The 19,914-nt window shown below is 61.6% G+C and carries 23 protein-coding genes; 5 read left to right on the forward strand and 18 right to left on the reverse strand.

Features of this window, described 5'->3' with window-relative positions:
* Positions 1-214 precede the first annotated feature (214 nt).
* The 5 genes from NHF53_RS15560 to NHF53_RS15580 form a co-directional block, all read right to left on the reverse strand.
* The gene (locus NHF53_RS15560; protein ID WP_252835060.1) at positions 215-994 is read right to left on the reverse strand and encodes an SDR family NAD(P)-dependent oxidoreductase; all 780 of its coding nucleotides are present in this window, start codon (positions 992-994) and stop codon (positions 215-217) included.
* 49 nt (positions 995-1,043) lie between these two features.
* Positions 1,044-2,210 carry a 2Fe-2S iron-sulfur cluster-binding protein gene (locus NHF53_RS15565; RefSeq protein ID WP_252835061.1) on the reverse strand — a complete coding sequence of 389 codons (1,167 nt, stop codon included), beginning with the start codon at positions 2,208-2,210 and terminating at the stop codon, positions 1,044-1,046.
* 301 nt (positions 2,211-2,511) lie between these two features.
* Positions 2,512-3,135, reverse strand: coding sequence for a pyridoxamine 5'-phosphate oxidase family protein (locus NHF53_RS15570; RefSeq protein ID WP_252835062.1), 624 nt, complete (start codon positions 3,133-3,135; stop codon positions 2,512-2,514).
* Between the two features lie 30 nt (positions 3,136-3,165).
* The gene (locus NHF53_RS15575) at positions 3,166-3,651 is read right to left on the reverse strand and encodes a nuclear transport factor 2 family protein (protein WP_252835063.1); all 486 of its coding nucleotides are present in this window, start codon (positions 3,649-3,651) and stop codon (positions 3,166-3,168) included.
* 64 nt (positions 3,652-3,715) lie between these two features.
* Complete coding sequence (locus NHF53_RS15580; protein WP_252835064.1) at positions 3,716-4,261, reverse strand: carboxymuconolactone decarboxylase family protein; 546 nt, start codon at positions 4,259-4,261, stop codon at positions 3,716-3,718.
* A gap of 128 nt (positions 4,262-4,389) precedes the next feature.
* Here NHF53_RS15580 and NHF53_RS15585 point away from each other — a divergent pair, with 128 nt between their 5' ends.
* Positions 4,390-5,340 (forward strand): LysR substrate-binding domain-containing protein, encoded by a 951-nt coding sequence (locus tag NHF53_RS15585; protein ID WP_252835065.1) that lies wholly within the window; start codon positions 4,390-4,392, stop codon positions 5,338-5,340.
* Positions 5,341-5,651: 311 nt separating this feature from the next.
* On the opposite strand, the gene NHF53_RS15590 is transcribed toward NHF53_RS15585, so the two are convergent.
* Positions 5,652-6,542 carry an AraC family transcriptional regulator gene (locus tag NHF53_RS15590; RefSeq protein WP_252835066.1) on the reverse strand — a complete coding sequence of 297 codons (891 nt, stop codon included), beginning with the start codon at positions 6,540-6,542 and terminating at the stop codon, positions 5,652-5,654.
* A 160-nt stretch (positions 6,543-6,702) separates the two neighbouring features.
* Here NHF53_RS15590 and NHF53_RS15595 point away from each other — a divergent pair, with 160 nt between their 5' ends.
* Together NHF53_RS15595 and NHF53_RS15600 are read left to right on the forward strand one after the other, a co-directional pair.
* Complete coding sequence (locus NHF53_RS15595; protein ID WP_112691624.1) at positions 6,703-7,272, forward strand: carboxymuconolactone decarboxylase family protein; 570 nt, start codon at positions 6,703-6,705, stop codon at positions 7,270-7,272.
* Between the two features lie 96 nt (positions 7,273-7,368).
* Positions 7,369-7,803: a hypothetical protein gene (locus tag NHF53_RS15600; protein WP_252835067.1), complete on the forward strand. Its 435-nt coding sequence runs from the start codon at positions 7,369-7,371 to the stop codon at positions 7,801-7,803.
* 1 nt (position 7,804) lies between these two features.
* On the opposite strand, the gene NHF53_RS15605 is transcribed toward NHF53_RS15600, so the two are convergent.
* The 12 genes from NHF53_RS15605 to NHF53_RS15655 all read right to left on the reverse strand — a co-directional run bounded on the left by NHF53_RS15605 (position 7,805) and on the right by NHF53_RS15655 (position 18,215).
* Positions 7,805-8,443, reverse strand: a complete 639-nt coding sequence (locus NHF53_RS15605) for an ATP-binding cassette domain-containing protein (protein ID WP_252835068.1) — start codon at positions 8,441-8,443, stop codon at positions 7,805-7,807.
* The gene (locus tag NHF53_RS15610) at positions 8,440-10,149 is read right to left on the reverse strand and encodes an ABC transporter permease (RefSeq protein ID WP_252835069.1); all 1,710 of its coding nucleotides are present in this window, start codon (positions 10,147-10,149) and stop codon (positions 8,440-8,442) included. The genes NHF53_RS15605 and NHF53_RS15610 overlap by 4 nt, the downstream gene beginning before the upstream one ends.
* Positions 10,146-11,351: an ABC transporter substrate-binding protein gene (locus tag NHF53_RS15615; protein WP_252835070.1), complete on the reverse strand. Its 1,206-nt coding sequence runs from the start codon at positions 11,349-11,351 to the stop codon at positions 10,146-10,148. Before NHF53_RS15615 ends, NHF53_RS15610 begins: the two co-directional genes overlap by 4 nt.
* Positions 11,352-11,388: 37 nt before the next feature.
* Positions 11,389-12,024 (reverse strand): CDP-alcohol phosphatidyltransferase family protein, encoded by a 636-nt coding sequence (locus NHF53_RS15620; RefSeq protein WP_252835071.1) that lies wholly within the window; start codon positions 12,022-12,024, stop codon positions 11,389-11,391.
* Positions 12,021-14,180 (reverse strand): FAD-dependent oxidoreductase, encoded by a 2,160-nt coding sequence (locus NHF53_RS15625; RefSeq protein WP_252835072.1) that lies wholly within the window; start codon positions 14,178-14,180, stop codon positions 12,021-12,023. The genes NHF53_RS15620 and NHF53_RS15625 overlap by 4 nt, the downstream gene beginning before the upstream one ends.
* Positions 14,181-14,252: 72 nt before the next feature.
* Positions 14,253-14,459, reverse strand: coding sequence for a zf-HC2 domain-containing protein (locus NHF53_RS15630; protein ID WP_252835073.1), 207 nt, complete (start codon positions 14,457-14,459; stop codon positions 14,253-14,255).
* Positions 14,453-15,049, reverse strand: a complete 597-nt coding sequence (locus NHF53_RS15635) for an RNA polymerase factor sigma-70 (protein ID WP_252835074.1) — start codon at positions 15,047-15,049, stop codon at positions 14,453-14,455. The genes NHF53_RS15630 and NHF53_RS15635 overlap by 7 nt, the downstream gene beginning before the upstream one ends.
* Before the next feature lie 153 nt (positions 15,050-15,202).
* Positions 15,203-15,583: a hypothetical protein gene (locus NHF53_RS15640; protein ID WP_252835075.1), complete on the reverse strand. Its 381-nt coding sequence runs from the start codon at positions 15,581-15,583 to the stop codon at positions 15,203-15,205.
* An 83-nt stretch (positions 15,584-15,666) separates the two neighbouring features.
* Positions 15,667-16,131, reverse strand: coding sequence for a DUF6789 family protein (locus tag NHF53_RS15645; RefSeq protein ID WP_252835076.1), 465 nt, complete (start codon positions 16,129-16,131; stop codon positions 15,667-15,669).
* A gap of 57 nt (positions 16,132-16,188) precedes the next feature.
* Positions 16,189-16,761 carry a nitrate/nitrite transporter NrtS gene (nrtS, locus tag NHF53_RS24315; RefSeq protein WP_374591214.1) on the reverse strand — a complete coding sequence of 191 codons (573 nt, stop codon included), beginning with the start codon at positions 16,759-16,761 and terminating at the stop codon, positions 16,189-16,191.
* A complete protein-coding gene (locus NHF53_RS15650; RefSeq protein WP_256481280.1) occupies positions 16,658-17,758 on the reverse strand; it encodes an FAD-dependent oxidoreductase in 1,101 nt (366 codons plus the stop codon). Before NHF53_RS15650 ends, nrtS begins: the two co-directional genes overlap by 104 nt.
* 4 nt (positions 17,759-17,762) lie before the next feature.
* Positions 17,763-18,215, reverse strand: a complete 453-nt coding sequence (locus tag NHF53_RS15655; RefSeq protein WP_252835078.1) for a hypothetical protein — start codon at positions 18,213-18,215, stop codon at positions 17,763-17,765.
* Between the two features lie 456 nt (positions 18,216-18,671).
* Here NHF53_RS15655 and NHF53_RS15660 point away from each other — a divergent pair, with 456 nt between their 5' ends.
* Together NHF53_RS15660 and NHF53_RS15665 are read left to right on the forward strand one after the other, a co-directional pair.
* Complete coding sequence (locus NHF53_RS15660; RefSeq protein ID WP_252835079.1) at positions 18,672-19,118, forward strand: hypothetical protein; 447 nt, start codon at positions 18,672-18,674, stop codon at positions 19,116-19,118.
* 19 nt (positions 19,119-19,137) lie between these two features.
* On the forward strand, positions 19,138-19,878 hold the full coding sequence (locus NHF53_RS15665) for a BON domain-containing protein (RefSeq protein ID WP_252835080.1): 741 nt from the start codon (positions 19,138-19,140) through the stop codon (positions 19,876-19,878).
* Positions 19,879-19,914 lie beyond the last annotated feature (36 nt).

Raw genomic sequence — 19,914 nt, forward strand, 5'->3', positions numbered from 1 at the left:
CGTCGGATTCTCAGGCGTCGCCATGCTAAGTGAACGAGGCGCGAGATCCCGGTCCATGGCGGACGATGATTATCACCCGCGCAATCTCGCAGCCTTCACGGTTGAGCAACAGGTGCTCCGGTTAGGGCAAAGGTGATGGGACGTGAAGGCTGGCCGTCGGGCAGGGTGATTTCGCAATGCTGTACTCACATCGGACCCGGCGCACGCAGGTTTCTCAGTTCTGGGCGTTGCGACCTGCCATGACGCCGCCATCCACGTCCCAAACCGCCCCGGTCACCCAGCCCGCCTTGGGCGAGAGTAGAAAGGCAATCACATTTGCCACATCTTCCGCAGTTCCGATCCTCCCGATCGGATGGAAGCCGTTGAAACCCTGGAGCGCGTCGTGCACCTGTTCCCTTGGGATGAAGGCTTCGTAGATAGGTGTCTCGACCACCGCCGGTGAGACACCGTTGACGCGGATGCCATGCTCGGCCAATTCCATCGCGAGGTGCTGGGTCATGGCGTGCAAGCCGGCTTTCGCCATTGAGTAGGCGGAGGAGGGGGTTGCCTGGACGGCCTGCCTCGCCCACATCGACCCGATGTTGACGATTGCACCTCCATTTCCGCGCACGGTCATGGCCCTGGCCACGGCCTGCGTGAGGAAGAAGGTGCCACGGTTGAGGTCGAGGTAACGGTCGTAGTCCTCCTCCGAATGCTCGAGGAAAGGTCTCGGGAGGAAGACGCCGGCACCGTTCACGAGGCCGGTGAGATCGGAGAAATCGTCCGGCACCCGGTCGGTGAAGGCGCGCACGGCCCCCGTATCGGTGATGTCCAGCACTTCGATGTCGACGCGCCCGATCTGCGCGAGCTCGCGGCGAGCGGCTTCAAGCTTGGCGCGCTGGCGGCCAAGCAGGACGACCGCACCGCCGTCGTTGAGCAACATGCGAGCGGTTGCTTTGCCCATGCCGCTGGCGCCGCCGACGAAAAGGGTCCGGGTTCGCTTAAAGTTCGTCATGATCTTCATTCTTTCGGTTAGCCGGTTGGGAGTGCTGAAGGTTCTTGTTTCAAAGTTCGAGGCTGACGGGCCCGTCCGGCAGAGCGCAGCAGAGCAGGACCTCGTCTTTCGCGATGGCGGCTGTCGGCACGTGGTCATATCGGACCGCGCCGGAGAGCTTTCTGGTCGTACACGCGCCACAACGCCCTGAACGACAACTGAAGGGAGGATTGAGCCCGAGATCCTCGGCGAATTCGAGGAGGTTCAATGCCCGCGGGTCGAACGGCGCGGCTATGCCCGCCTTGACGAAGCTCACGACCGCATTGCCCCCGGAACTTGTCACTGGGGCTTGCTGGCGACGGCGCTCTATTGTTGCAGGCCCGAAGGACTCGTATCGGACGCGCTCGTCGGCCACGCCGAGTGCGGTGAGGATCTGGTCCATTGCGTTCATGAAGGGGGCGGGACCACAAAGATACACGTCGACGTCCGGTGAGGGGACGAGGTGACGCAGGAGAGCCTCATCGACCAGTCCATGGCTGTCCGGTGCCCTACCGCTCACGGCACCCGGGAGCCGTTCGCTGTAACGGACATGGACAGTCAGGTTCGGCATGCGACACGCGAGGTCCGCCACCTCGGCCTGGAACGGATGATCGTGTTGATGGCGCATCGCCAGTACGAGGACAACGTTGCGGCGCGCCTCGCGTTCTGCCAGCTCTCGCAGCATCGCAAGCAGCGGCGTGATGCCGATGCCGCCCGCAAGCAGGACGATCGGCCGGCAGCTCGCTCCGTCAAGGACGAAGTGGCCTTGCGGTACGCCGGCACTGATAAGGTCACCGACCGTCCAATTGTCGTGGATATGGTTGCTGACCCGCCCTGGTGGCCGGTCCGGGAGACACTCGCGCTTGATGCTCAGTCGGTAGCGACCGGCTTCAAAGGCCGATATTGTATAGGTTCGCCGCAGCAAACCGTGACCGGGTACCTCCACCGAGATGGGCAGGTACTGACCGGCGAGAGGCGTCGGCAACGCTGTACCATCCGGTGACGCGAGCCAGTAGGAGGTGACGAGCTCGGTTTCCCGCTGCGCTGCTGCGAGCATCAAAGGCCGCTCCGGAACGACCGGAAGATGCTCGTCGTCGGACGTCGGCAGACTGCCTGCGCCTGAGAGGCTGTCCGCTTTCGCACCGCCGGTTGGTGCGTCGAGAAGGGGTCGGGGAATGAGCGACATACTCTTGTTCATCTCACAGTCGTTCCTTTGACCCGAAGCGAGGCTCGCTCGGAATGAGCGGGAAGAACCTCCGCAAGGGGCCCCATAGTCTTCAGTCGGGTATGAATGACGGGATGGGGTTTCGACCCTGGCGTTGCATGTGCTGTGTACATGTGGAACGCACGCCCGTGGTGGCCTGCAGTGCGCCGGCCAGGAATCTGCTCTTGGTCCGGAGATGTTCGTCGATCGCCGAAAAGAGGTGCCGCGCTCTCACATGCGCCAGGTTGCGCCTTCCACTGAGAATGCCGAGGAGACACGGGCAGCATGACGCAGCTCATCGCGCCGCCTGCGGCGCAATGCGTTGCGCCAGTTCGGCCTCAAGCTCGGCAATCCGCCTTGTCAGCGGCTCCGTCACCGTCTTCATTTCGTCGAGCGAATAGCGCTCGGTGATGTGCTGCGGGCAATTCCAGTCGAAGCCTTCGACCCTGACGAGGAAGCCTCGCTCGATCCGTGCCCTGTAGTCGGGCATCTCGAGGCGTGACAGTATGTCCTGTCTCTCATGCCCGATGATCAGGGCACGGCCCAGCAGTTTGAGACGGATCCTGTTCGGGTAGTCCATGAAGAACAGCGATATGCGGTCGTTCGTCATCAGGTTTCCGACGCTGATGTACTGCCGATTGCCCCGGAAGTCCGCGAAGCCGATCGTGTTCTCGTCGAGCACGCGCATGAAACCGGTCGGTCCGCCGCGATGCTGGATATAGGGCCAACCCGTCTCACTGACCGTGGCCATGTAGAAAGAGTTCCGCGCGGCGATGAAACTGGCCTCGGCTTCAGTGAGCCGATGGTTGAGTGCGGCCGGCACATCCTCCATGCCGGCATAGGAAGACCGGCTGCCAAGTTCTTCCTGCACCTTCTTCACTTTCGGTGTGAAGGCGATCTCCGCGAAATGATGTGGCATGACGTCCTCCTGAGACTGAGATCCCGCGTGTTACAGCCCGAGGTCCGACAGACCCGGGTGATGCGCGGGGCGTGGTCCTTGCGGCCAGTGGAACCTCCGCTCGCCTTCGCGGATCGGCTGGTCGTTGATGCTGGCAAATCGAAGCCGCATCAGGCCGTGCTCGTCGAACTCCCAGTTCTCATTGCCGTGGCTGCGGAACCAGTTCCCGGCATCATCCCGCCATTCGTAGGCGAAGCGCACCGCGATGCGGTCCCCGGCGAAGGCCCAGAGCTCCTTGACCAGGCGATATTCGAGCTCCCGGGCCCATTTGCGCCTGAGGAAGGCGACGATGTCGGCGCGTCCGACCGGAAATTCGGCGCGGTTGCGCCAGCGGCTGTCTTTCGTGTAGGCGAGCGAAACACGCTCCGGGTCACGCGTGTTCCACGCATCCTCAGCCAGCCGCACCTTCTGGAGCGCAGTGTCGAGGGTGAAGGGCGGCAGAGGTGGGCGAGCGGCAGGTTGAATCGTCTGGGTCATCGGGATTTCTTTCCGTTCGGGGGAAATGGCGCGGCGGAAGCCGCGCCAAGTGTCGTCTTCCTGTTCAAAGAAACTGGTTCAGGTCGACCTTCGGGAAGTCGATTTCGACCTGGGTCGATTTGCCGAGAAGATTGGTGAAGATGTTCATCGCGACATGCGTGATGATCTCGATGATCTCCGCGTCGGAGTGACCGGCCGCGCGGACCGCGTCGAACTCCGCTTTGCTCACCTGGCCGCTACTATCGACGAGAGCGCGGGCGAAACCCAACGCGGCCGCAGCCTTTGCGTCGGAAGACTGGCCCTTGCGGTTGGCGAGCATCTCCTCGTTGCCGAGGCCGGCTTTCCGACCGATCGCCGTGTGCGCCGAGACGCAGTACTGGCAGGCATTCTGCTCAGCGACTGCGAGCGCGATCCGCTCCCGCGTCTGCGGGTCGAGAACACCTGCACCGGCAATCCCGTGGATACCGAGAAAGGCGCTCAAGGCTGCCGGCGAGTTCGCCAGCACACGGATGAAGTTTGGAACCATTCCGAGGCCAGCCTGGACCGCGTCCAGAAGCTCCTTTGCCTCGCCGGTGGCGGATTGGGGGTCGATGACGGCAACACGAGCCATGAGATTTTGTCCTTCCGTGAGTGGTGGTGCGGTGCTCGTCGGCGCCGCTCGCACATAATTTGACTCATCGTCGCGATTGAAAGAATATGCGTCATATGAAACACTTTATTTCGAATGGAGGAATAAAGATGGATCGTTTCCATGAGGTCGAGGTGTTCGTTGCCGTGGCCGAGGCTGGCAGCTTCGCCAAGGCTGGAGCGCGGCTCCGCCTGTCGCCGCCGGCCGTGACGCGTGCTGTCTCGGCGCTCGAAGAGCGACTTGGTGCGCGCGTCTTCAACCGCACGACGCGAAGCGTGACGATCACCGACGTCGGTCGACGCTTCCTGGAAAGCGCGCGGCGCGTGCTCTCGGACCTAGAGACGGCCGAGAAGGAGGCGATCGGCGAAACCGCCACGCCGCAAGGCCACCTCACCATCACGGCATCTGTGACATTCGGCCGATCCGCCCTTTCGCCGGTCGTTTGCGGTTTCCTCAGTCGATACCCGCGGGTAACGGCATCCGTTCTCCTTCTCGATCGGGTGGTGAATCTTGTCGAGGAGGGCGTCGACGTCGCCGTGCGCATCGGTCACCTGCCGGACTCGGGCCTGATCGCCAAACGGATTGGCGCCGTCCGCCGGGTCCTGGTCGCGAGCCCGGATTACATCGCCAGGCGAGGGATGCCTGCTTCACCGGCAGAACTGAGGCTCCATTCGGTGATTGCCTTCACAGGCCTCATGCCGAACCGCGAATGGCGATTCCTGAACGGGCAAAAGCAGGGCAGCGTGAGCCTTGGCCCGATCTTCGAGATCAACGACGCGGCATCCGCCATCCAGGCCGTAGAAGAGGGGCATGGTGTCACGGTAGCGCTGTCGTATATGGTGAGCGATCAGGTCCGCCGCGGGAAGCTGGTGCCAATCCTCGATGCCTTTGCATTGCCGCCGCAGCCGGTGCATCTGGTCTATCCTCAGGCGAGGCTTGTCGCCCCCAAGGTCCGCGCCTTCATCGACTTTGCAGCACCCCGGTTGAAGGCGTCCCTCGACCAGTTGACATGGACGAGCGCAGAAGACGCCAAATCTGGCACGTCGCCCACTCTTCGGTGAATAGGTCGGGATAGCCGCGAACCGTGTCCCGGTTTTCGACCTGAGCCGACATCGCTTGGGCAGATACCCAGATCAAACATCTCTGGCCGAAGCTGGCGTCGTTTCTGTACCATCGTCGCATGCGGATCTAGCTGGCGAATTCCTCAGGCAAGAGGGACGGCAACATGGCGCGCGCGGAGGACAACCTCACCCTGAGCGGGAGGGTCACCCGGTGGTGGTGGGGCGAGGTCGTCGAGACGTCGATGAAGGGGTGGCGTCCCGTGCGAGGGGTGGTCGCCACGGACGACACATTACGATCAGGAACGCCGTACCTAGAGGCCGGGATCACTTCTGCGCCGATACGTCGCCGGAGAGACGCCGAAGGCACGCTTGAACGCCTTGCTGAATGAGGAGGCGGTGTCGTATCCGCAGCGCTCCGCCACGTGATCGAGTGTCACGGCGGTTTCCTTCAGCCAACGCGCGGCGATCTGCATCCGCCAGTCCGTAAGGTATTCGATGGGTGACATACCGATCCGGGACGCGAATTTCTCGGCGAGAACGGTCTTGGAAATGCCCGCGCGCCCGCAAAGTTCGGCAATGGACCACCGATGCCAGGGCTCGCGGTGAATCAGTTCCAGAACTGTGGCGATCCGGCGATCCTGCATCGCCGCAAACACGCCATCACGCACCAGTTCTGCCTCGATGCAATGTCGGACCAGCAGAATGAAGAAGCCGTCACAGAGGCGCTCGATCACCGCCCCGCTGCCGAAACGGGCATGTTCGGACTCGGCGATAACCAGTTCGATCAGACGTGCAAGGCTGTCGCCGGCATCCTTCTTCCGGATGACGATCTCGGCGGGCAGAGCGTGCCAGAGCGGCGACTGCGGCGCATTGAGCTCGATCTCGCCGCAGATGAAACCTGTTTCGCCTGCCGCCCAAGTGGTCAGATCGCCGCTCACGTCGCCCAGCGGCACATGGTCAGGACTGTAGGACAGGTAGTGTTGTGCAGCGTGAGGCAAGAACACCATCACGTCGCCCTCCACCAGTTCCAGCGGTCCATCGATCGCAGGGGAGTGGACCCATCCATGCCCTTTGCCGACGAGGTGAAACCAGATCGACCTGTCGGAATTATGGTCCATCGTCCATTGTCCGCACACCCCGCCGGCGTAGGCGAGCTTTGCGCGCAGGTTGAGGCCATTGGCCAAGGCTGTCAGTGCGTCCAACGTCATCTCCCGGACAGGCGGACATGCATTCCGGAATCCCTCACATGGGGTCCTGTGCTCGCCATTGCTACAGTCTCCAGGCGATCACGGGGGTGCGTTTGTCACAGCGCTGTCCCGACGTTTCGCAAATAAAACCTGTGTTGACAATGGAGACTGGACGATGGCCGAGATAGCACGATTGACACTTGACGGCGTGGACGCCGATGCCGCCGAACCCACTGTGAAGGCCCTGCTCGACGGGACCCGGAAGTCCCTCGGCTTCGTGCCGAACATGTATACCAACATGGCCAACTCGTCCGGCCTGCTGGACACCTACATGGTCGGTTACAAGCATTTTCGGGCGGAGAGCCATCTCGCTCCTGCCGAGCAGGAGGTCGTGCTCCTGACCATCAGCCATGAAAATCGCTGCCAGTATTGCATGGCCGCGCACAGCATGGTCGGCGAGAAGATGTCCAACGTACCGGCGGCGGTACTCAGCGCGCTGCGCGCCGGAAACATCCTGCCCGATGCCCGGTTGCAGGCGCTTTCGGTGTTCACACGACTGATGGTGAAGGGCCGCGGGAATCCGTCGCCCGGGGAGCTTCAGGCCTTTCTTGCTGCCGGCTTCAGCGAACGCCACGTCCTGGAGATCATTCTTGCGATCGCGGTGAAGACCATCAGCAACTACGCCAACCATCTCTTTCATACCGAACTGGATGCGGTTTTCTCCGGCTACCGCTGGGATGCCTGACGGCGGTTCGAGAACATGGCGCGGGCGGCCTCTTGTCGCCCCGCTGCCCGCCGACACGGCGTATTTCCAATGGCCTCTCAATTCGGATATCCGATCATGACATCGAAATGGAGAAGGATCTGGGCCTCCCTTACGGGCCTGCCGCTCTGGGTCAGGCTGTGGCTTGTCGTTCTGGCCCTGACGAATATGTCGTCCCTGGCGCTTCTTGGCACGGACAGCGGCCGCTGGACAGCGGTGGCATTCGCCGCCATGGGCGTGTTCAACATGCCCATGGTCTATATTCAGGGTGGGCTGACGCGGCTGCTGTCGGTTCCGCATGCCATATGGATCCCGCTGCTGATTCATCTCATCCAGAGGCTATTCGTCGATCACGCAATCGCGCCGGGCAGCGATGAGTACGTCTTTGCTGCGGCAGTTGTCGCGGTGAACGGGACTTCCCTCTTGTTTGATGTACTCGAGAGCTGGCGCTGGCTGGCGGGCCGCCGGGAGATCCTGGGGTTGCACAAGGCCGGACGCGACACTGTCCGATAGGCTACAACAGGAGCTGTCTTCCACCGGCAGCGGCAGCGTCGGCCTCATCATGGGTGACCATCAGAACCGGAAGTCTCTGCTCTTTGCCATGCGCAAAGACGAACGCACGAACGTCATCCCTGAGGCCATTGTCCAATTTCGAGAAGGGCTCATCGAGAAGCAGGGCGTCCGGCCCGGCCAGCAAGGTGCGCATCAACGCCACACGCGCACGCTGTCCTCCGGACAGCGTCGCCGGATCCCGGTCTGCGAAACCATCAAGGCCGGCGCTTTCGAGGGCGCACTCGACGCATCTCCTGCGTTCCTTACGTCCCTTGACGTCCGCACAAAGGCCAAAGGCAAGGTTGTCCCCAACCGAGAGATGCGGAAACAAGAGATCGTCCTGAAACAGAATGCCGATCTTGCGCTTCTCTGCCGGCGTGTCGGTGATATCTCTTCCCCCGATGCGCACCGTGCCGCTCGCGCTGAAACCTCGGTCCAGATGTCCGCCGATGAAGGAGAGCAGCGTTGATTTGCCGATGCCGCTCTTGCCCATGATGGTAACGATCTCACCGGGAGCGACGGTCAGGCTGAGGTCCGAGATCAGCGATGACGTCGCGCCGGGTGCGGCTATCGAAATCTCTTCGAGTACGAGCTGGTTCATACTGTCACTCCGTTGAGTTCGCGGCGGTCGGCGTAGACCATTCCGGGAAGAGAGAAGGCGACGCCGTAGACGAGCAAGGGGACCAGGGCCTGAAGGGCTGCATAGACACCTATGATCCTGCGATCCCCGCCGGACGAGAGCGTTACCGCCTCGGTTGTGAGCGTGGCGATGCGGCCGGCTCCCAGAAAGAGCGTCGGCAGATATTGGGCGGCGCTCACAGCAAAGCCGATGGCTGTGGCGGCCAGCAGTGGACGCAGGAGAAGTGGGAGTTTGAGGCGGAACAGGGTTCTGAGCGGCGACGCGCCGAGCGCCGCCGCTGTTCGTACATAGCGGCGGTCCAGTGCTCGCCATGGATCGCTGAGCGCCAGCATCACGTAGGGAAAAACAAAAAGTGTGTGGCCCCAGAGAACTGCGGCCAGGGAGCCATCTATTCCTGCGCGCAGGAAAGTGACTTGAAGCCCATAGAGGAAGCCGATCTGCGGCAGGAGAAGAGGCAGATAGAGCATGACCGGTGCACCAGGCAGAAGCCTGCGTCCACTCCGGTCCTCGCCTTCGAGCCAGAGGATAGCCAGGAGGAGCGAAAACAGGGTCGAACCGAATCCGAGGCCTGCGGTGTTGGCGAGCGCCTGGAGCCAACCGCTGGCCGATCGCACCCAGATGGACGTCGTGAAGGATGAGGGCATGGCATCCGGGAAGGACCAGCGCCAGGTGAACGACCACATGATCAAGGACAGGATTGCTGCAAAGCCGACCGCCAGAAGCGCCAGGACGCAGACGGTCGCGAACCGGATCAAGGGTTCGCTTTCAAGTCCCCTGCCGCCGCGCCGGATCAGCGCTCGACCCGCGGCGGCGACCAGCTTTTCGCCGAGCCACCAGCCCGATATTCCCGCAACGACCACGGCGATCTGAAGGATCGAAGCCGCGGCCGCCGGTAACAGCAGATCGACATCCGCCGCCATGAACCACCGCATGGCCGCGACGGAGAGAACCGGCGGATTTGAAGGCCCGAGAATGATCGCCATGTCGACGACGGAGAGGGCAAAGGCAAGCACGGCATAAACCGGCAGTCGGATCTGGCGGTAGACCTGGGGGAAGATGATCTTGATCCAGATGACGCCGTGGCCGTAGCCGAGCGCGCGCCCCGCGGCCAATTGCTGTCGGGCGGAGACCTGGTTGAGCGCGGCAATGATCACGAGGAGCAGAAAAGGAACTTCCTTGACCACGAGGCCGAGGACCAGCGACAGGCCCGCCGGGTCGTGGACCGTCGTGAAGCCGGGAGGTAAGGTCCACGCCGTCGCCCAGGGACTGAAGAGCCGCGCCAGCCAGCCCGAAGGTGCAATCAGGAATGCGATCCCGATGGCCATCGCCGCATGGGGGGCGGCCAGTAGCGGAGAAAGTACGCGCTCGGCCCGCCACGCGCCCACGCGTCCATGCACGGACGCGCAAAAGGCGACGGCAAGTCCGAGCGACAACAGTGTAGACAGAAGCCCCGTGAACACGGTCAGACGAAGGCTAGTCCATACGCCGGGCAAGGCGGCAAGTGCAGTCCAGGCCTTCACGCTAAACCTGTCGGCGCCGATGGCGGGAAGGATCCCGAATGCCGGGAGCAGCGTCTCCCAGAAACCAAGGGCAATGGGAGCGACGAAGCCGCCACAAAGAATGGCGGCTCCACAGAACTGCAACCAGATGCCGGTGCGACTACTCATTTCGTGTAGCGCTTTGCCCATTCCTCCGAAAGCCGGCTCATCCATGATGCATGGGGCTCGAGCAAGGTTGCTCCAAGCTCGGCGTTGCCGGGCAGGGCAGGGGATGTCGGCAGAGAGGCAAAGAGCGCCTTCTGTTGTTCATCCAGCTTGTTCTGATCCAGGACAGAGAAGCTGCCGAGAACGGATATATCCTGCGCATGGGCCTGTGTCGCAGGCTCCAGCAGGAAATCTGCAACGACCTCCGCTCCTTCCCTGTGTGCCGCATTGAAGGGGATTGCGACGAAACTGATATTGCCGATGGTCCCACCGTCGAGCGAATAGGTTCGGATCGTGTCGGGCAATTGACCACCGGCGATTGCGGCAGCGGCGCTGGCCGGATCGAAAGACATCGACATGTCGATCTCTCCGTCGTTCAGCAACTGCTGCTGGGCGGAACCATTGGCAGGGAATGTCGTTCCGGCCTGCCAGAGATTCGGCCGCAACGCGTCATACCAGGCCCAAAGCGGCGCCGATGCTGTCTCGAAGCTGGCATCGCTCACGGGGCTTTGCAAAACGCTGCGATCAGGTGCGAGTTCGATCAGGGCCTGTTTAAGAAACGTAGCGCCCATGAAGTTGCTGACATCGGGATGGGTAAAGCGCCCAGGGTTCTCCCTGACCCATTCGAGCAGCGCTTTCATCGACTTCGGTGGTGCTTGGACCCGCGCGGAATCGTAATTGAAGACGAACTTGGCGAGCCGCCAGGGCGATTCGTAACCCTCCACCGGGACCGTGAAATCCACCGATGCCGCGGAGTTCGCGCCGAGGTCGAGGAACCGAGCATTTGGCAGTTCATTTACGAACGGGCCGTGCAGAAGCCCCTTTTCCTTCATCGAGAGAAAATTGGGACCGTTTATCCAGATCAGGTCGACGGAACCTCCTTCGGTCTTGCCCGCAGCCTTCTCCGCGATAACGCGGGTCACGGCTTCCGCCGTGTCGGTCAGCTTGACCTGTTGAATGGTCACGCCGTAGCGCGCCTTGACCTGTTCGCCCGCCCAGGAGATGAAGGCGTTGGTTCGTTCGTCTCCACCCCATGCGTTCCAATAGACGGTTTGGCCGCGCGCCTTGGCGAGGGTATCGTCCCAGCCACTGTCGGCGAAGGCGCCCCCAGCGTGGACCACCAGCGCTGCGGTCAACAGAAGAACGTTTTTCATGAAGTCTCCCATGGAAAGATCGGCTTATGGGCGTTGGTCGCCAGAGCCGCTAAGTTCTTACATTCGCATCGATGTTTTTCTGCGCGAAGGCGACCCATCCCTGATGCCAACGGGTCACCGTCGTGATCAGGCACATCAGGGCGTAGAAAAATGCGATAAGCGGAAAATGATCTGGCCACAGACACATCGCGACGAAGGCGGCAATCGTTTCCGCCCCCTCTGCAAGGCCGCCCAGATAATAGATGCCTTTTTGCGGGTAGTCCGCGGCGGTCAATCCGCGCTTCTCGGCAATGACGGCGAATGCGAGGAAGCTCGACCCCGTTCCCATGAACGATGAAACCAGGATTGCCGCGGGCAGGGCATTCACGGCCGGATCGACGATTGCGAAGCCGATCGGTACCGCGGCGTAAAAGAAGAAGTCGAAGGCAATATCGATGAACGCACCCCGGTCTGTCGGCCCGGCCGCCCGTGCAACCGCTCCGTCAAGACCATCGAACAGCCGATTGAGCAAGATGGCGAGAAGTGCCTCGCGGTACAGGCCGAATGCCAGGAGCGGAACGGCCGACAAGCCGATGGCGAAGCCCGAAAGGCTTATGGCGTCCGCATGAACTCCATGCTTGGCCACCTGGCTTGCGACCGGCTGCAAGATCCGTTTCTGCAGAGGCAGGACGTAGCGATCGATCATGCGCGCTCTCCGCGCCGATAGCGGTGGAAGGTTTCCAGAAACGATTGCACGCCGCGGGATACATGTGCCCGTCGCCACTCGCCGGCGACATATTTGTTGGCCTCGGCCAGGGTCGGATAGGTGTGGATCGTGGACAGGATCTTGTTGAGGCCAAGCCCGTGCTTCATGGCCAGCACGAACTCCGCGAGAAGGTCGCCGGCATGTTCGCCGACGATGGTCACCCCGAGCAGAGTGTCCTTGCCGGGGACGGTCAACACCTTGACGAAGCCGTGTGCCGTTCCATCGGCGATCGCCCGGTCGAGGTCATCGATACCGTAGCGGGTCACTTCGAAAGGAATGCCTTGTTCGCGGGCTTCCTGTTCGTTCAGGCCGACGCGGGCCACTTCCGGATCAAGGAATGTGGTCCACGGAATGACCCGGTAGTCGGCCTTGAACTTCTTGAACGTTCCAAACAGCGCGTTGACCGCGGCAAACCAGGCCTGGTGTCCCGCAGTGTGGGTGAACTGGTACGGGCCCGCGACATCGCCGGCGGCCAGGATGTTCGGGTAGATCGTTTCCAGATAGGCGTTCGTCTCGACCGTCCGACCGACCGGTATTCCCAGTTCCTCGAGACCGAAGCCTTTCAGGTGGGGCGACCTGCCGACGGCGCAGATCAGTTCATCGAACGCGACCCGCCGCCGCTCGCCATCCTTCTCGACAATGATAGCCCTCTCACCGTCATGGACTTCGCAGGAAAGCGCCCTGTGCCCCGTGAGGACGCGAACGCCATCGTTCTGCAGTGCCTCGAGCGCATAGTTCGACACATCGTCGTCTTCGCGGACGAGCAGTCTCGGCGCCATTTCGATCTGTGTCACGCTGGACCCGAGACGGGCGAAGCTCTGGGCGAGCTCACAGCCGATGGGGCCTCCACCAAGGACCACCAGCCTTTTTGGCGGGACGTCGAGGTCGGCAAATCGTTCCCACAGGGTGTCGGAGGTCAGGTAGCCGACCTCGTCAATGCCCGGGAGCGGCGGGACGAACGGACTGGCGCCGGTTGCGATGATGATGGCTCGTGTGGTGAGCACCTGGACCTTGCCGTCCGGGTGGGTGATTTCAACTGTCCACGGATCCTTGATGCGCGCATGACCCCGCAGCACCTCGACGCCGAGCCCTTCGTATCGCTCGACGCTGTCGTGTGGCGCGACTTCGGCGATGACATCGTGAATTCGCCGCATGACGCGGCGAAAGGAAAAGGCCGGTTCGGTCGCGAACAGACCATACTGATCGGCGTTGCGTATCTGCTTGGCGAGCTTGGCGCTTTTGATCAGGGCCTTGCTTGGCACGCAGCCATAGTTCAGGCAGTCGCCGCCCATCTTGTGGGCTTCGACGAGCGTTACCCTGGCCTTGACGGCTGCAGCGATATAGGCGCTGACGAGGCCGGCGGCCCCTGCGCCGATGACGATCAGATTGCGATCGAAGCTGCGGGGTTTGCGCCATCGGCTATAGACCTTACGCCGCTTCCAAAAGGCGAGCGTCAGCCTGGCGATCCAGGGAAAGACGCCGATCAGGGCGAACGAGGCGAGGATGCCCGGCGACAGGACATCACGGGCATTGTCGATTTGCGCCAGTTGTGTTCCCGCGTTCACATACACGGCGGTCGCCGGCAGCATGCCCAGTTGGCTGACCCAGTAGAAGGTCCGGGCACGAACGGGGGTCAGGCCCATGACCAGGTTCACGACAAAGAAGGGGAACACGGGAATGAGGCGTAGCGTGAACAGATAGAATGCACCGTCCTTCTTGAGGCCATCGTTGAACCGTGCAAGACGGGAACCGTAGCGTCGCTGCACGGCATCGTGAAGAAGAAGCCTGGACACAAGAAAGGCGAGGAGTGCGCCGAGGCTCGAGGCAAAAGAGACGATCAGCAATCCGCCCCAGAAACCGAAAAGCGCACCGCCGGCCAAGGTCATCAACGTGCCGGCAGGTAAGGAAAACGCAGCAACGGCGACATAGATGCCGAAGTACAGAAGGGCCGAGGTCAGCGGCCTGTCTTCGACCGTCGCGGTGAGGAAGGCCATATTCGCCTTCAGCTCGGGCAGGGAGGGGATATGTTCCCTGCCATATACGTAGACGATGCCCGTGACGATCCCTATGAGGGCGACAGCAATTGCGCGTTTCAAGTTCCACCCCGGAGAAAGAGCCTTCATGCCCTTTCGTCGTGGAACCGGGCGTAATCTTACAGCCGGCCGAATTCAGTCCTGCTTTTTCGGGCTTTCACCCTGCCCGGCTCCGGAGCAGTAGAAACGGGACATTTGCCGCAGGTCGCGAACCTGAGACGTGAAGTTGCGACAGCCGGAGCACATCGCGATGTGTGCCTTCAGCTTGAGACGCTCCATCATCGTCAACTCCCGGTCCATCGCCTGCGAGGCGAGCGCGGTTGCCGTCCAGCAATTCAGCATTCGGCGGTCTCCTTTGCGAACCAGTGGCTTTCAAGGCAACCGCGCAGGCGGAGCCTTGCCCTGTGAAGCAGGACATTGAGGTTCGAAACCGTGATGTCGGCTTCGGCGCATATTTCCGTCGTCGCCATTTCGAGGAATTCGCGCATCATGAAAATCCGCCCCTGCTGGGCGGGCAGGTGATTGAGGCAAGCGTCGAACACGCGCCAGAACTCTTTGCCAAGCAATTCATCTTCCGGGTTTCCCCAGTCCGTCGGCCGATCCTCCGGTTGCCACATGCCGCGGCGATCGAAGAGCTCCGTTGTCTCTTCGTCGTCGGAATCAAAGTTCAGGAGGGGCTGGATTTCGGCTCGCCGTTGACGTTGCCGGATCATGTCGACGATCTTGTTCTTCAGGATTGCGAAAACCCAGGTTCGCAGGGCGGAGCGACCGCCAAAGGACGTGGCATTGCGCAGTGCGCCGGTGAGTGCCTCCTGAACTGCGTCTTCGGCGGCGACCGGATCCGAAAGCTGCAGGGTCGCGAACTTCAGCATCTGGGCCCGAAGATCCGTGAGAAACGCAGGGTCGTCGAAAGTACCGGCAGTCAGGCTCATCATTCCCCCTTGCGCTTCATTGCGATACGCACCGCACTGGATGTTGCGACACAATAGCTGATCACATAGCTCGGTACCACGTAAGGTGCGGTGGACATATGGTGCCGAGTGACCGTCCTGATGGCTTGTGATCAATGATCGCATGGTCGCTTCTCATTGCGAAAGGCGGTAGACAGCCATCGCGTCCACCACGGCAGCGATCAGCCACAGGACTGCGAGGAAGAGCACGACACATACCAGGAAATTAGCCAGGCTTTGCACGACACGCTGCCGGCGAGTTGGATTGTGGGGAAACAGCCGGATTTCCGGGCGGAGCAGAAAACGTGATGTCAGGTAGCCGAAGAGCAGGGCCGCCAGCACCCAATACAATGGCCCGAAGACCTGCCCAGGATGGCGTATGGCGAGAAACTGCGCGAACCCCACGATGATACACCAGCGAACGATCTGAAACGCTTCTTCGACGAGCGCTTCGAAGCGTCTGCCCAACTGGTGTCGGAAGTCTTGGTCTGTCAAGAGGTCGAGGAGTTCTTTCACTGGCTCGCCGGTTCCTGCAAAATGAAGCCTGTGGAGGCCCCACCTGAGCCTCCACCGTCTGCGGAAAATCGCTCGCCGGGTTCCTATCGGCCGGTGCGCCCGGTATTGTCGTCCGATGCCGGTAGAGCCTGAAAAACGGCACCGAGGACAGCTCCGAAGACGATGTGCAGGACGAGGGTCATTACGGGCGCCATCAGCCCGAGTCCGACGCCAAACAGAGAGGCGCCCGCCATCGGCATGGGGCCGATCATCATCAAAAGCCAGGCAAGCACGCCGAAGGAGATACCCTTTGTCACTGCATTGTCGCCAGGCAGTCTCCCGTAAAGCAGTACAAACAGGATGCCCCAGATCACTGTGCCGATCATGAAGTGCATAAGCCAAGCAAGTCCTGCGCCGCCAAAGCCCATCAGATCCTGAACCATCTTGGCCAACATGGCGATGACGTCCAGTTCGGGCATAATCCCCATCGCCCCTTTCATGATCATCAGGGCTGACAGCACAACGGTCGCGACAAAGCCCGCGATCATGGAGCGGATATAGATATTCATGGTGATTTCCTTTCGCTTTTCGGGGCGGGAGCCGCGTGCGCCCGCCTGTTTCGGTATTCAAGACGTTTGCGGATCCCGTCCGGTCTCCTGCGATCCGCCTTTTCGAGGGGCGTCAGGGTCAAGCGGAGCCATACTGCCCCCGACGGCGGATGGGCCTGGCGCCTCCTGCACCGCGTCTCCCGCTGCGAAGGGATATGAATGTCGCAGGGGCGCAGACTCTGGTGTCTGAGCGTGAAGGCCGGAGGCGCACTCGGTGTCACAAGTCGTGCAGGGGGCCAGCCTCGCTCTCCCCCGCTCATGCTTCATCTCGTTGCGCACGGCGCTGTATGTTGCGACGCAGTAGGGGACGACGTAGTTCAACACCACATGCAGCCACGACGGGGTGTCTCCGGACAATACGGTTCCCCCTTGATTGATCAGATTGAGGACCGTGCCGACAAAGAGCGAGATGCGAACCGCATTCGTCGCGATGGAACGCTGCAAGGCCACGGCAAAGAATTCCTGCATCTTTAAGACCCTGCCTCGTTCAGCCCTGGCGGAAACGCTTGATGAAATTGCGATCGATCCGGTCTTTCCAGCGCCAGACCCATCTCCCGGCAGCTCCCAGACCACCCCACGAGAGGATCGCATTGTCCGGCCCCGACACCAGCAGGTAGAGGGACCGTCGTCTGGGCCTGTAGGGTCGAAGGGGTCGATCCTCTGCTGCTGCGATCAGGTTGTGCGCCAGTATCGGTCCGGCGCGCACCGCATGGACACCGGATCTCGTCGTGGCGTCGTCCAAGCGGGCAGACACGTCTCCTGCCGCAAAAACATTCCGATGCGATACGCTTCTGTGAAAGCTGTCGACCGCGACAAAGCCGTTGTCGCTGAGACCAAGCCGTGATTGGGCCAGAAATGCCGACGGACGGGCCCCGGTTGCGGCGATCACGAAATCTGCCCTGACCAGCTCGCCGCTTGGCAAGACAACGCCGTTCTCGACCCCCGCAGCTCGCTCGCGCCGGACCCTGATCCCGGCGGCCTCGAGTGCCGACTGCATGCGTCGCCGGACCATGGGATTGTGGCCGGAAAGCAATCCGGAGTTACCCGTGACCAGTGTCACCGCGCATTTCCTTTCGGCCGCCGACAACGCTGTCTTCATGGCGATCGACAATTCGGCCCCGGCCGCTCCACCGCCCACGACCACGATGCGCGAGCTTCGGAGCGCTGCGAGCTGATTGTAGACCTTCCGCCACAGTTCACAAAACTGCTCGACCGGCTTCACGGTCAGCAATCGATCCGAGAGGCTCGCCAGCCATTCGACATTGGTCTCGCTGCCGGTATCGAGCGACAGCAGATCGTATTCGAGATGGCTGCCATCTCCCAGACACAGGAGGTTCCGGTCCGCATTCATTGCGGTGACACGGTCCAGGATCATGTGCACACCAGCCTGTGTTGCCAGAGGATGCAAGTCCACGCGGCAATCATCGTCACCGTATCTTCCCATGATCCAGCCGGGAAGCATGCCCGAGTAGTATTGCCATCGAGAGGGCGTTACCAGCGTGACGTCGAGCGTGGCCTCACGCCGCTTCGCCAGCGCTTCCAGCACGATCAGATGGGCATGCCCGCCGCCGACAAGAACCAGGCGCATGGTGTCAGCCAAAGTGCTTCACAAGGAGGGCCCGCGCCGTGCTGCTTCGTGTGGCATCGGAAAGATCATCCTTGGATACGTAGAGGAACATCTTGCTGCCACCAGGAAGGAGCGAACCAGTCCCCTGATCCGCGCCGAGAACGGCTCCCGCGATGCCGAGGCCCTGAAGCAGGCGTTCAATCTCCGGCCTGATCTGCGAATAGGGGCGGAGTGCTGCAAACAGGATCGGGAGGGACGGATTTGCCTGCCGGACAATCTTGACAACGTCGGCGGCACTGGCGGCGATCGACGATGACACGGCGAGCGAAATGACTGCCCCGGCGCAGGCGCGCGCATGGCTGGCAAGATCATCGACGTGATCCGGTCGTTTGACCGAATATCCGCCCTGTTCCAGCCACGGCTTCATCTCACCGACAATGAAGGGATGGGGCCTCGCCAGCAATACCTGTCTGCTCATGCCTATTTCTCCCCAGGATGGTCTCGTTGCTTCTCACAGGTCGTTTGTCGCGAGAGGTCGGCGTTTCTTACAGGCCGGTCAGCAAATCATGTGGCGGGGATCTTGCTTTCCGCGGTGTGAATGGGGGCGGAACTGCCCCAGGGCTGCGTCCTTGAATAGGCCATAGGTCACATGGCTGCCGGCGAGTGTCATCCGGCGTGCCGTGGGTCCGGTGCCGGCCGTACAGGTTGCGGCGACGTTGCCGCTGGCGTCCACCGCCGACTTTAATCCGGACGACGGAGAAGAAGGCGCTCGGGATCACCTGCACTGTTGACCGTCTGCAGCTTCACGGTGAGCGAGAACTAAAGTAGAGTTTATTGATATGCGTCATGGAAGCAGGGGTGCTTCGAGGAGAACATGAAACATATCGGAGATCCGATTGCACAGATCGAAACCTGACACTTCGGAGCGATGGCGATGGAATACGAACTCGACCTGGACGCGGCGCATGTCGTCGAATGGCTGAAGCGGGAGCTTGCATCGGGCGGGAGGTCCCGATTCGAGATAGATGCGAGCAAGATGTTTTTCACGGACGATGCCGGCGGTCAGCTCGAGGCGATCGCGGAGGCTGACGACCTCCAAGCCCTTTCCACCGTCGGGATTCTGGAAGTGAAGCCATTGGTGGACAGCGGCGGACACTGGCTGCTGCGGATCAGGATTGAAGACGTCCTAGGGAGCAGCCTACCCGAGGGAGGAACGGTATCCGACGAGCCGGAGGAGATGACTCTCCAGGGTTTCGAAGAGGATTTCGTGAAACCTGATCGGGGAACGGCCCAGGTGACGGTCGAGCTGGAGACCGATCAGGACCGGCAGAAGTTCGAACGGTTTCTGAGCGATGTTCAGACGGACAGACATGCATCTTGACGAGGTTATGGAGGGTCTCATGTTCGGTCTCGAGCCGGAAAAGATACGCAAGATCGTCGACGAGCTGCGTGGGCGCCTGTCGGGGGAAAGCCGCCTCGGGAGCCGGTTCAAGGCCGATGGCCTTTCGCTGGAAGGCGACGGAACGCTGATCTTCGAAGCGGAAGTGGATGGTGTCGCCCAGAAGAAGCTTGCGCTTGAGATTGCTGCAGCGATGCCCGACGTCGTCGCCATCGTCGACCGCGTCCGAGTGAAGCCGGCATCGCCCATGGGAGACGCGGAAATTCGCGCCCGTCTGCGGCGCGAATACGCGGAAGATCCGGCTCTTGCGAGTCTGAATGTCGAGGAAATCAGGGGTGGCCACCGCGAGACGATTTCGAGATCGCCGGATGCCCATGGCGACGTCGACTACGAGGTCGATGACGGGGTTGTCACGTTGAACGGATCGGTTCCAGGCCTGACCATCAAGCGCTACATCGGCCTGCTCGCGTGGTGGGTGCCGGGATCACGTGACGTCATAAACGGAATTGTTGCCGGGGACGACGACGAGGACAGTGCCGACAGGATTGCTGAGGCGGTCCGGCTTGCATTGGAAAAGGACCCCTACATCGATGCGGCGCAGGTCAAGATCGGCGTTCGCAACCGGACCGTCCGCCTCACCGGCTATTTGCCGAGCGACGACCAACGGCGCATGGCGGAGAATGACGCCTGGTACACATTCGGCGTCGACGAAGTCGTGAACGAGATCGAAGTCGGACCGTAGATTACCCTGCCGATTGCCATTTTGTCTCGGCGTTTC

It is taken from the genome of Ciceribacter sp. RN22, assembly GCF_024054295.1.
Taxonomy (GTDB): Bacteria; Pseudomonadota; Alphaproteobacteria; order Rhizobiales; family Rhizobiaceae; genus Allorhizobium; species Allorhizobium lividum.